This is a genomic window from Clostridium sp. AF28-12 (assembly GCF_003435225.1).
Taxonomy (GTDB): Bacteria; Bacillota; Clostridia; order Lachnospirales; family Lachnospiraceae; genus Pilosibacter; species Pilosibacter fragilis.
Window position 1 is genome coordinate 192,740 of record NZ_QWGJ01000005.1, and the last position, 11,389, is coordinate 204,128.

General features: G+C 41.8%; 13 protein-coding genes. 2 read left to right on the plus strand and 11 right to left on the minus strand.

Features of this window, described 5'->3' with window-relative positions:
* Window positions 1–17: 17 nt before the first annotated feature.
* From DWY93_RS06805 to DWY93_RS06825, 6 genes are all read right to left on the minus strand, one after another.
* A complete protein-coding gene (locus DWY93_RS06805) occupies window positions 18–1,061 on the minus strand; it encodes a HAMP domain-containing sensor histidine kinase (protein ID WP_117472055.1) in 1,044 nt (347 codons plus the stop codon).
* Window positions 1,061–1,771: a response regulator transcription factor gene (locus tag DWY93_RS06810; RefSeq protein WP_117471134.1), complete on the minus strand. Its 711-nt coding sequence runs from the start codon at window positions 1,769–1,771 to the stop codon at window positions 1,061–1,063. Before DWY93_RS06810 ends, DWY93_RS06805 begins: the two co-directional genes overlap by 1 nt.
* Window positions 1,750–3,183, minus strand: coding sequence for a phospholipase D family protein (locus DWY93_RS06815; RefSeq protein WP_117471133.1), 1,434 nt, complete (start codon window positions 3,181–3,183; stop codon window positions 1,750–1,752). The genes DWY93_RS06810 and DWY93_RS06815 overlap by 22 nt, the downstream gene beginning before the upstream one ends.
* A gap of 172 nt (window positions 3,184–3,355) precedes the next feature.
* Window positions 3,356–4,915, minus strand: a complete 1,560-nt coding sequence (gene cls / locus DWY93_RS06820; RefSeq protein WP_117471132.1) for a cardiolipin synthase — start codon at window positions 4,913–4,915, stop codon at window positions 3,356–3,358.
* 312 nt (window positions 4,916–5,227) lie between these two features.
* Complete coding sequence (locus tag DWY93_RS17455; protein ID WP_015552772.1) at window positions 5,228–5,413, minus strand: hypothetical protein; 186 nt, start codon at window positions 5,411–5,413, stop codon at window positions 5,228–5,230.
* Between the two features lie 24 nt (window positions 5,414–5,437).
* A complete protein-coding gene (locus DWY93_RS06825; RefSeq protein ID WP_242990548.1) occupies window positions 5,438–5,833 on the minus strand; it encodes a tyrosine-type recombinase/integrase in 396 nt (131 codons plus the stop codon).
* A 247-nt stretch (window positions 5,834–6,080) separates the two neighbouring features.
* Between DWY93_RS06825 and DWY93_RS06830 the strand changes: the two genes are divergently transcribed.
* Together DWY93_RS06830 and DWY93_RS06835 are read left to right on the plus strand one after the other, a co-directional pair.
* Window positions 6,081–7,376 (plus strand): 2-hydroxyacyl-CoA dehydratase family protein, encoded by a 1,296-nt coding sequence (locus DWY93_RS06830; RefSeq protein WP_242990549.1) that lies wholly within the window; start codon window positions 6,081–6,083, stop codon window positions 7,374–7,376.
* Window positions 7,373–9,082 (plus strand): acyl-CoA dehydratase activase, encoded by a 1,710-nt coding sequence (locus DWY93_RS06835; protein WP_015552775.1) that lies wholly within the window; start codon window positions 7,373–7,375, stop codon window positions 9,080–9,082. Before DWY93_RS06830 ends, DWY93_RS06835 begins: the two co-directional genes overlap by 4 nt.
* 10 nt (window positions 9,083–9,092) lie before the next feature.
* On the opposite strand, the gene DWY93_RS06840 is transcribed toward DWY93_RS06835, so the two are convergent.
* The 5 genes from DWY93_RS06840 to DWY93_RS17460 all read right to left on the minus strand — a co-directional run.
* Window positions 9,093–9,365 carry a hypothetical protein gene (locus DWY93_RS06840; protein WP_015552776.1) on the minus strand — a complete coding sequence of 91 codons (273 nt, stop codon included), beginning with the start codon at window positions 9,363–9,365 and terminating at the stop codon, window positions 9,093–9,095.
* Window positions 9,366–9,389: 24 nt separating this feature from the next.
* Window positions 9,390–9,680, minus strand: coding sequence for a DUF4491 family protein (locus DWY93_RS06845; protein ID WP_015552777.1), 291 nt, complete (start codon window positions 9,678–9,680; stop codon window positions 9,390–9,392).
* Window positions 9,681–9,852: 172 nt separating this feature from the next.
* Entirely contained in the window at window positions 9,853–10,764 is a 912-nt protein-coding gene (locus DWY93_RS06850; protein ID WP_117472059.1) for a DNA/RNA non-specific endonuclease, read from the minus strand.
* A gap of 39 nt (window positions 10,765–10,803) precedes the next feature.
* Window positions 10,804–11,034: a hypothetical protein gene (locus DWY93_RS16945; RefSeq protein ID WP_133304029.1), complete on the minus strand. Its 231-nt coding sequence runs from the start codon at window positions 11,032–11,034 to the stop codon at window positions 10,804–10,806.
* A 193-nt stretch (window positions 11,035–11,227) separates the two neighbouring features.
* Window positions 11,228–11,389 (minus strand): transposase (locus DWY93_RS17460; protein ID WP_242990554.1); only part of this gene is annotated, 162 nt, incomplete at its 5' end.

An 11,389-nucleotide genomic window follows, 5' to 3' on the forward strand; every position in this document is an offset into this window, starting at 1 on the left:
ATCTGTTTTTCTTAAACTTATATGGCCTCATCTTTCTGTATTGGAAGCTCTACAACAAATCTGCATCCACCATATTCCCGGTTTTCTGCCTTGATTGTCCCGCCAGCACTATCTACGATCCGTTTCACAAGTGCAAGGCCGAGACCATTTCCTTCTGCTTTGTGAGAACCGTCTGCCTGATAAAATTTATCAAATATTCTGGTTTTCACATCATCCTCTATTCCCGGTCCTTCATCTTCCAGAATAAACATTACAGAATCCTTTTCCTGCTTCAGAAACATCATAATTGTCCCCTTTGCAGGACTGAACTTAATCGCATTATCTAAAAGATTTATCCATATATGCATAAAAAGTCCTTCATTCCCAGTATATTTAACTTCCTCCAGCTCTACCTGGAAACCAATTTCTTTTTCTGTCCATTTTGTCTCCAGGGAGAGAAATGCCTGACGGATCTGTTCATCCAAACGATATTCTGTTTTTTTCATTGGTATGTTCTGATTCTCTAACTTGGATAACAGCAAAATATTTCCAACCAATCCGGAAAGCCTCTGGGTATTAAACAGGATTTTTTCTACATATTCCTCTTGCTCCTGAGACAGTTCTTCTCCCTGAAGAAGCATTGTATACCCTTCAATGGCATTGATCGGGGTCTTAAACTCATGAGAAACATTGGAGACAAAATCCATCTGCAGTACTTCTGTTGCTCGAAGCTCTTTTGTCATCACATTAAAACTCTGGTAAGATTCTCCAACTTCTGCGATACGGCTGTTCGTTTCCAAGTGCTGTTCAAAATCTCCCTGCGAAACTTCCTTCATTGCTTTACTGAGTCTGGTAATTGGTTCCAGCAACCTTGCATTGATAAAGGAAGTAATCAGCCCTGCAATCAATGTATTAAAAATCAAAAGCCAGCCAAGCACAGGTATGCTACCAGGCAGATTAAAAAAATGATTCAAAAAAGCAAATAATAACGCAGATATGACTGTTGAAAATACAAGTGCCAGCCAGATTGCACCAGTCAGACAGGATCGGATCCGCAATCCTTTTTCTTTCTTTTGTTCCATTATTTTTTCACCACCTTGTATCCAATTCCACGCATTGTTACGATTTCAAAATCGGGGTTATCTTTCAAACGCTCCCTGATTCTTCCTATATGTACCTCTATCGTATGTGGGTCTGCCTCCGTCTCGTATCCCCATACTTCATCCATCAACTGTTGTTTTGTAAATGTTCTGCCTGGCGAAGCTGCAAGCTTATATAAAAGCAGGAATTCTTTTTTAGGCAAAACAAGACTTTCCTTATCAGTTGTAACCGTCATTGCATCATAATCAAACTCTGTTGAACCGATCACAATTTTGTGTTCATTCAGTATCTGTGCACGGCGAAGCAGTGCTCCGACTCTTAAAACCATCTCATTCACATTTACCGGTTTTACCATATAATCGTCACTTCCCGAAAGAAATCCCTGGCGCATATCATCAAAGGAACCTTTCGCAGTGATCATAAGTACCGGCATCTGATATCCTGCTGAACGGAGTTCCGACACCAGTTCATAACCATCCATAACCGGCATCATAATATCGGAAATGATCAGATCAATATACTCTTTATCCAATATTTCTAATGCCAGTGCTCCATCCGATGCACTTTTGACCTGATATCCATTCTTCTCAAGCACTTTTTGGAATAGCTGGCTTAATTCTTTATCATCTTCTACAATCAATATTTGAAACACGTTTTCCTTCCTCCTTATTAAAACAGATACCTTGCCCATCCAAGCAGATGCTGTACCAAAAGTACGTTTCTCTGACGCTTCTTTGTCAATTCAATTGGCTCTACATGATACGGATCACGATAGGTTCCATCTTCCAATACCTGTCGGGACACTCTTTCATATTCCATCATGCCTTCTTCCAACTGTTTATTAATCTCTTTGCTACGTATTACAAGCATCAGTTCCGTATCCAGATACGTGCTTCTCATATCCATGTTAAAGGAACCGATTACGGATAGATCATCATCAATCAGGATGCTTTTTCCGTGGTAAGAATAGCCGCCTTCATACTCCCAGATATCAATTCCTGTATTTAAAATTCTGTTTCTGTTTCTCGCATAATCAGCAGAACCAAACGGATTTCCATTGTTGGCAACCGAATTGGTCATGATAGAAAAATCCGGAACTCTCTCCGCAATCTCTTTCCATGTATTATACATCATATCATTGCAGATAATATATGGTGTATGAATTTTCACGCGCTCTTTTGCATTTTTCATTAGTTCTCCCAGTTGATACCAGACTACTGGTTCCTTGGGACCTGTGTGGATAGGATTTGACACTAATGCAATCTTTTCTGTCTCAAAAGTTTCGTCCGTGTAATCGGTATCGCAGATTCTTTCCTTATTCTCTTCAAAATATTTCTGATAGCCGTTCTGCAGCTCTAAAACTGCGTTCTTTACAGATTTTCTATTTGCCAGTTTTTTATTGTCATGAAAATAACCACTGTCTTCTTGTTCCCATATTGTTTCAAAATACTCTAACAACTGGTTAACTGAATTTTCTTTCTCAGGTTCATCGCAAACCACTAACATATCTCTATCATAGTTCTTATGTCCCAGAAAATCACCCAGGAAATAATTGTATGTATTTCTTCCACCAAGAATATATGTCTTACCATCTGCAATCAAATATTTATCATGCATTCTCCCCATCATCTTCCATGGTTTCAACGGATTGGCCTTATTATACAGTTTAATTTCAACATTCTCATGGGAAGATAATCCATAGAAATACGGATTGCCTTCCATATCAACCCAGCTCTCCATTCCATCTACTAACAGACGAACATGCACACCTCTGTCTGCCGCATCATGCAGTGCTCCTAAGATCAATTTTCCACTTTCATCTGATTGAAATGCAAAAGTAGAAAGAATAATGTCTTCTTTTGCATTTCGGATCAAACGCACTCTTTGTAAAAGTGCTTCTGGATTTTTTTCTATGATCACTGCTCGTTCCATATTCTCGCTGCGTTCGTTCCACGAATCATTTTGTGTTTCTTTTTTAATGGTATTAGACACTTCCGGCTGTTTTTTATATGCAATACAGATTCCAAATAATTCATAAAAAGCCACACATAAAAAAATTGACAGTATAACAAAAACAATTTTACATATCTTACGTTTTCCCATCGCACATCACCTGACTTTTTTTCATCTTATGTCTATACAATACAAAGCCAACCTCAATTTTGCCTCAACAGAATTAATTTTATCCATGTAAATTTCCTGTACCGGCAATCAGACATAACAAAAACGACCTCTCAAAATCAACTATTTTTTGAAAGGTCGTTTCACTAAATTCTTATAACAATCCAGCAAATAATCTCATAAATAATTGTCCCAGTCGCAAATATGCACTGCGCCCAGTACAATATTGATCTGTTACATCACGACATTCTCCCATCGTTCTTATCAGATCATTTTTAATTTCCACAACTGCCTGACAATCTGCCATGAAACAGCCGTTTTCAAAATGATGATATAAGCTTCTATAATCCAAATTGATTGTTCCACAGGTTGCCATACAGTTATCCACTATACTCATTTTCGCATGGCAAAATCCTGGTGTCCATTCATAAACTCGCACTCCATGTTTAACCAATCCATGATAAAAAGAGCGAGTTATATTATAAATGAATTTTTTATCAGGAATTCCTGGTGTGATAATTCTTACGTCTACCCCTCGCTTAGCAGCCAGACATAACGCATGTGTCATTTCGTCTGTTATAATTAGATATGGTGTCATAAACCAACAGTAATTTTCGGCCTTATTTATCATACTGATATAAACTTCTTCTCCGACCTGCTCATTATCCATAGGACTGTCTGCATAAGGCTGAACAAAACCTGTTTGCTGTGCTTTATAATCGTAATGAATAATGTATTTACTAAAATCAGTATCATTCGTAGCTTTTTCACTAACAGCATTCCACATTTCTAAAAATGTCACTGTAAGCGACTGAACAGCATCTCCTTCTAAACGAATACCGGTATCTTTCCACTGCCCATACGGATGCGTATAATTAAAGTATTCATTTGCAAGATTATATCCACCTGTAAATCCAACTTTTCCATCAATTACTGTTATTTTTCTGTGATCACGATTGTTCAAAAATAGATTTAAGCCTGGCACAAATGGATTGAATACACGACAATGAATTCCTATACTCTCCATCTTTTTTACAAAATCTGTGTTAATAAAACCTATAGACCCCATATCATCATAGAATACCCTGACTTCCACACCGGCTTTTACTCTCTCTTCCAGAACATCTTGAATCTTATGCCAAGCTTCAGCATCTTCTATCGCATGATATTCCATGAAGATAAACTTTTGTGCTTTCGCAAGTTCTTCAAGCTGTGCCTCTAATCCCTTCACTGCTTCATCAAAATACTTGATATCCGTATTCTGATAGATTGGATACCGCGAATTTCTTTGTATGTAACTTGCAATATTTCCTGCTTTCGGAATCTTTTCTTTTATTCTGCTTAAACACTCTTGATTGTCTGGAAGCATTGGTAACAATTTGCTATCAATTTCTGCATATCGCTCACGCATTTTATGCGTGCCACCATTCAAGCCAATCAATAAATACAGGCCTACACCCATAATTGGGAAAATCAGAATTAAAATGACCCAAGGCATTTTCATAGAAGATGTCTTATCTGACGCATACAATCTCAAAACTAAGATTCCACTTAAAATTCTGGTAAATAAATTTATGATTTCTGCATATTCATTCAAGCGTGTTACGATAGTAATAATAAAAATCACTTCCAGAAGAATGCAGATTATGGAAAAGCACAATCGTTTTATTCCATTTTTTGTTTTTGCTTTTCCTTCTAAGGTATCTTGCTTCATATGTATTCCACCTCTTCTTTCTACGTCAGCTCTATATTCAAAATACTATTTATTTTGATAATTGATTCGTTCCCCTTCTATTGTTTTGTTTCAAATTCACATATAATCATACTTTCAAGGACTACATTATTTTCTGGGTATATTCCAGCATTTTTAATATAAAATTGACCTAACACTACATACAAAAGGTATTTACCTTAATTATAACTTTAAATATATCTTATGTACATTATTTTCCATCAAAAAAAGTCCACCCACATCTGGATTTCTCCTAATTCCAGTAGACTCTGTTCTATTTCCATTATTATATTTTTATTCAGCTTTCAAGCTCTTCGCCAGACTCGTCAGCAACGCCGCCATCTCCGGATTTCCCAGAACCTTCATCAAAAGGTCCGCATCCACACCTTCCGGAACAGCCACCGTGTTTGCTGTCTGACCAGCATCTGCACCCTTCATCTGCGGATTAAGATTTTCCCTGTTATAAAACGCATCCTCCATCCTCTGTGCATTCTTTTGCCTGTCCTAGTCAATGATATGGCCATATGCCTCTGTTACCATGTCCGCCTGTGCATGTCCGGAATCGCCCTGAACCGCTTTAATGTCTCCTCCACTGAGCTTCAGCTTATATGTGACACTTGTATGTCGGAGACTATGAAAAACCACATCCGGCAGTCCCTGTTCATCAATAACCTTCTGCATCTGATCACGCAGATAGCTGTCTTCGATCGGAAGACCAAAGGTCGTAGCCATGACCAGATTATAATCCTGATACTCACTGCCAAGAATATCCTTTAATTCATTCTGTTCCTTTTTGATATCGACCAGGATCTGTGCCACAAATCTTTTTCTGTATTTCGGTATAAATACTATGTGATACTGGCATTTCCATCGGGTATGTGATAAACTTCTATTGTCCATTTGGACCGCCTCCTTTGATTTTGAGTTTGGCTTGCGACACCATTCTCATCATATCACAGGAGGCTTTATTTTGTTGTCCTCACCGTCTCCACTTATTCCATTCTCCCCAGCATAGCTGGGGGATTAGACTTTTCATTTACAATTCCCATCCCACTGACTATAATAAAGAATGTCCGTTTGCCTGCAAAGGCGCGGAACCATATCCATCTGCATCAGGGCGATATGACAGAAAAATGAACTTAAAAGAATGGAAGAAAGAACAATGGATGTAATTGAAAAATTTGGAAATAGAGTGAGCAGCCAGGCGCTTAAGGATCCGGAAAAAGCGCGTCGGCTGCTTCTTGCAGGATACCGCCTGCAGGAAAAGAAGCTTCAGTTTTTGCCGGATCGGGAGCTGCCGTCGTCGGGACAGTATGTGGCGCGGGTGGTTATGAAAAATATCATTCAGTCGCTGTCGGAACCGGAGAATGCGGCGATGGTCAGCATATTTGTGCCGGGAGAGCTGGTGATGGCGGCAGGGCTGACGCCGTACTCAGTGGAGGCGATGTCCTGTTTTATGGCGGGAACGAAGTGTGAGCAGACGTTTCTTCGGAAAACGGAGGAAGAAGGATTTCCGGAGACGATGTGTTCGTACCACAGGGTGTTTCTGGGGGCGGCGCTGACGGGGATTCTGCCAAAACCGAACTGCATGATTTATACGAACCTTGCGTGTGATGGAAATATGATGACGTTTCCGTATTTAAAGGATAAATTTGAATGTCCAGGCTTTTATATTGATGTTCCGTATGAGAAAAACCGGGAATCGGTTCTGTATGTGGCGGATCAGCTGCGGAAATTGAAACGGTTTCTGGAGGAGACGACGGACAGACGGATTTCGGAGGAAACAGTGCGGAGTGCGGTAGATAACAGCCGGAAAGCGGCAGCGAATTATAAAAAACAGCTTGCCCTGCGGTGTGCGCATGACCCGGTGACCTCTCTGACGAATGAATTGTATGCGCTTTTTATGTGCCATCTGATGGCTGGCTCAGAGACGGCGGTTACCTATACGGAAAAACTTCTGCGCGATGTGCGGATGTCACCGAGGGGAGATGGTCTTTCGGTAATCTGGATGCACATCATGCCATTTTTACAGGAGCCGGTTAAGGATATTTTTAATTATAGTAAGAAAATGCACATCCGCGCTTGTGATTTCATCGCAGATGGTTTTCAGGAGATGCATGCGGAAGACCCGTATGAGGCGATGGCAGAGAAAATGGTCTACTGCATTTACAATGGCAGTGTGAAACAGAGAATTGAGGAAGCGGAACGGCTTGCCAGAATCACGGAATCGGATGGTGCTGTTTTATTTGCCCACTGGGGCTGTAAGGGAACGATCGGTGCATCCAGCCTGATTAAGCAGTCCTTAGAAAAGACAGGACTTCCGACGATGATTCTCGACGGTGACGGCTGCAACCCCGCCAATACCAGCGACGGTCAGGTATCGACGCGGCTTCAGGCGTTTGTGGAAATGCTGGAAAAGGGCAAGGAGGAGAAACACGCATGATTTATTACGTCTGTAAGTACACCCCGATCGAGCTGTTCCGGGGGTTTGGAGAAGAATGTTCTGTTTTGGAGGAAATGCCGGAAAATTTCGAACAGTCGGATCAAATTGCACATGCAAATCTGTGCGGCTTTGGAAAATCGGTCATTCAGGCAGTGCTGGAAGGAAAGGTTGAACAGCTGGTGCTGGTAAACTGCTGCGATTCGATGCGGCGCGTTTACGATATCGTGGAGAGCACGGGAAAATGTAAGTTTTTATATATGCTGGATCTGCCGCATGATGATAATGAATGTGAAAAAGTGAAATTTGCGGGCACGATCCGGAGGCTTAAAAAGGCATATGAGGCATATTCCGGGAAAGTGTTTGATAAACGCGCTTTTATCAAGTCCTTTATTACGCCGGAAATGAACACGGAGCCGTACATTGGTGTGCTGGGCGTGCGGGTCAGCGGCATTCTGGAGGATATGATCCGGGACAATATCCAGATGGATGTGGAAAATCTGACCTGTACGGGTGGTCGGAAACTGTCGGTCGTACAGGATGAAATGTGGAATATGGAGGAAGAGGAGCTGTTTCTTTCTTACGCGGACGTCCTGCTGGGACAGATGCCGTGTTTCCGCATGAACCGTTCGATCCGCAGAAACCGTCTGTATCTGGATCCGAATTTAAAGGGAATTATTTATCACACGATCAAGTTCTGTGATTATTATGGATTTGAGTATGCGAGTATCAAGCGGGATATCAAGGTTCCGCTCCTTAAGATTGAGACTGATTTTACGAGCCAGAGCGCGGGGCAGCTTTTGACGCGCATTCAGGCATTTGAGGAGACGATCGAGGGATCAGAGGATATGGATCCGGGAAAAGGTATCAGTGAGGAGGCAAGAAAGAAGATGGAGTCGGGCATTTTTTATGTAGCGGGAATCGACAGCGGTTCGACAAGTACTGATGTGGTCATACTGGATCAGGATGGAAAAATTAAATCGACGATGATTATTCCGACCGGCGGCGGTGCGATGATGAGCGCCGAGAAGAGTCTGGATCTGGCGATTGAGAAAGCGGGAATTAAGAAAGAGGAGATCGTGCGGATCGATACGACCGGATATGGACGATCCTACATTGACAGCGGGGATGACAGCATCACGGAGATTACCTGCCATGCCAAGGGCGCAAATTATCTGAATCCGAATGTCCGCACTATCATCGACATTGGCGGGCAGGATATCAAGGCGATCAGCATCGACGGGCAGGGAGCCGTGAAAAATTTCCTGATGAATGACAAATGTGCCGCCGGAACGGGACGTTTTCTGGAAATGATGGCGAAAACGCTGGGACTTTCCCTGGAGGAAATGAGTGTGAAAGGGCTGGAATGGAAGCATAATATCGTGATTTCCAGCATGTGTACGGTGTTTGCAGAGTCGGAGGTCGTGTCGCTGGTGGCACAGAATAAGGATGTGGCAGATATTATCCACGGTTTAAATGTGTCAGTTGCCTCAAAAGTCGGCGCGTTGGCAGCCCGCCTTGGAAAGGATCATCCAGGCGAATATATGATGACCGGCGGTGTGGCGAAGAACCGGGGTATCATCCAGGCATTGGAAGAGAAGCTTGGTGCTAAACTTTATATCTGTGATGAGGCGCAGCTCTGCGGTGCGCTGGGAGCGGCGCTATTTGCTTATGAGAAATGTAAAGGCAGTGCGGAGGAAACGCGATGAAGCGGCAGGGTTAAAACACTTGTATCGATATTTTCGTCAGATATTCACTGGGAGAGGCTGTGGCCAATTCGTCGATCACAGCCTCTTTATGAGAGTATTTGCCGGTTTTAAACTTGTGTTCATCGGTCCAATCAAAGAGTTTTTCGTAGGTGGCTTTCGAGTCATAGTAATTTCCCATTAAGTAAGCAAGTACCTTGCCAGCCCAAAGTGCTGCAACATGGTTTTGCAAGCAATCCGCAACGTTCGCTCCTCCAGTATTCACCTGTAATCTCCATACCGCCATCTTCTCATCTCCCCGCTTTCTTCTTTAGTGCTTATCCACCTTCCGCTTCGGGAACCATCCTTTTGCCACTCTTTTTTCCTGTTCTTTCAATTCCTTAATGCTCCAAAAGCAACTGACGCCCAAAACACCCAGAGAAACCGACCAAAGTATTTCCTGCATTCTTACGGATAGAATCATACACAAAATGCCCACCAGCAAAAATACCGGCCAACAGCGGCTTCCAAAGTAATACTCCGCATATATAACAATAGGATGGAACAATCCAATCAGAAAAAAGGTAAGCACACCAATCAATATCCCACTAAAATTCATCATAACTCCTTGTCCTTTTCCTTATACAAACAGCACATTATCGCAGACCGGCGCAACTTATCTTCTGCGTGCAACAGTCGCCCTCAACAGCATATCCAATATGCGCAAAGAAGAATTATTGCAATATAGAACTACAACCTTCCTCTTCCATATTTTTTTAATATCTGACACATTTTTACGGATTGCATTTTTTACACGGATCATAACCTGCAGCAATCAGCGCATCCCTACTCTCTGATGAGGATTTTTTATTGCTCTCCTTCATCTGTTTGACCGATGAACAGGACGACCGATGAAATTTCTTTGTATTGGTATTGAGGATATAGGATTCCGTGCTGGTCTGCTGAGAAGCTGCCTGCTTAACAGCCTGTGTGGCCTGCTCTGTTACTGCCGTCTGGTTTGTTCCAGAAGCCGAGCTGTCACCCGTTGCATAATTGATGTTAATTCCCGGCTGAACATTATAAACGTAAACGCAGCACAAAATACCTTCGCCTTTGTCTTCTACGGATTCCGCTTCCATTAGTACGCCGGATGCTACGAGATTACTGCCTTCAAAAACCGGAGTCACCCGATACAGCACATGATTTCCAGTTTCTTTTACATAGTCCGCTGCCATATTCTCAAACGGCAGCATTCCCTGAACATTCAGATATCTGGTCCCAGTGATTAAGTTCTTCTCGTTTGCATTTTCTGCAGTAAGCTGATAACCGATCAAATGGCAGCGATTATATAAATATTTGCCATCCACATTGTCATATTTGATCGTATGCCAACCAGATGGCTTTACCTGCCCAATAGAGCCGCGCTCTTCTGTCGGCATCAGATCTTTTCCAACTGATGCATAGGCTACACCACATCTACCCAGTGAATCCAGGTCACTATATGTTTCAAAAGAAACTGCCGTCAGATCAGCGTCTGTGAAATACGGCTTGTTATCATTTACTATGGCATACGGTTGCCCAGAATAAGCCGAAACAGAAGCCAAATCAAATACCAATGTACCGGCCGAAACAAGATCAACCTGATGTAACTCTGTTGATGCAGAAACAATCGGTTCCTGCTTTGCCGCCTGCCCGCAAGCAGACATACTTAATGCTACCGCTGATAATAAACCGAATTTCTTTCATTATACTACAGTTTTCCAATTCCTGAAAGAAAAAAGAGGATCCCCGCAAAGAGTTCCTCTTATCATTATCCTATATTTTCGTATTTCCTTAACTTCTTCTCTTGTAAGTTCTTTTTTCCACTTTTTATATTCTTCTCTTAATACTTTACTTTTAATTGCATGGTATTCCATATTTAAGTCTTTGATTACACTGTCTATTGCTACACATCTTTTACGAATTAAATCAATCACTATCCTTCATCCCATCTTTTTATATTTATCCTGAATTATTCACGGAGCAGTATCTGAACTGGTAACTGTACCATGAATCCCAAAATTGACCCATGTAGCCTAAACATCGCTCAACCAATCTCCAAAAAGGGTATAAAATCCCTGTGGCAGAGTTCTGAGCGGTTATTAAGCTGTCAAGGTTCGTTAATAGTTACTATTCCAGCTGTACATTCAGCTTACCAATATTTGAAAGTGTCTCATAGAATTCATTTTTATAAGGGCAGCTGCTACACAGCTTGAATGTGATATATCTTGCTGAATGAACTACTTTTGCAGCAATCTTCAGCAGTTTTAAACGGACGGTATCAATGCGTTG

Bases quoted from the DNA above. Each gene is read 5' to 3' on its own strand.
- DWY93_RS06815 (WP_117471133.1), bottom strand. From the start codon at position 3,183: ATGGGAAAACGTAAGATATGTAAAATTGTTTTTGTTATACTGTCAATT.
- DWY93_RS06845 (WP_015552777.1), bottom strand. From the start codon at position 9,680: ATGATGAATTTTAGTGGGATATTGATTGGTGTGCTTACCTTTTTTCTG.
- cls (WP_117471132.1), bottom strand. From the start codon at position 4,915: ATGAAGCAAGATACCTTAGAAGGAAAAGCAAAAACAAAAAATGGAATA.
- DWY93_RS06810 (WP_117471134.1), bottom strand. From the start codon at position 1,771: ATGGGCAAGGTATCTGTTTTAATAAGGAGGAAGGAAAACGTGTTTCAA.
- DWY93_RS17455 (WP_015552772.1), bottom strand. From the start codon at position 5,413: ATGGAGGATGCGTTTTATAACAGGGAAAATCTTAATCCGCAGATGAAG.
- DWY93_RS06850 (WP_117472059.1), bottom strand. From the start codon at position 10,764: ATGTCTGCTTGCGGGCAGGCGGCAAAGCAGGAACCGATTGTTTCTGCA.
- DWY93_RS06840 (WP_015552776.1), bottom strand. From the start codon at position 9,365: ATGGCGGTATGGAGATTACAGGTGAATACTGGAGGAGCGAACGTTGCG.
- DWY93_RS06830 (WP_242990549.1), top strand. From the start codon at position 6,081: ATGGAAGAAAGAACAATGGATGTAATTGAAAAATTTGGAAATAGAGTG.
- DWY93_RS06825 (WP_242990548.1), bottom strand. From the start codon at position 5,833: ATGGACAATAGAAGTTTATCACATACCCGATGGAAATGCCAGTATCAC.
- DWY93_RS06835 (WP_015552775.1), top strand. From the start codon at position 7,373: ATGATTTATTACGTCTGTAAGTACACCCCGATCGAGCTGTTCCGGGGG.
- DWY93_RS06805 (WP_117472055.1), bottom strand. From the start codon at position 1,061: ATGGAACAAAAGAAAGAAAAAGGATTGCGGATCCGATCCTGTCTGACT.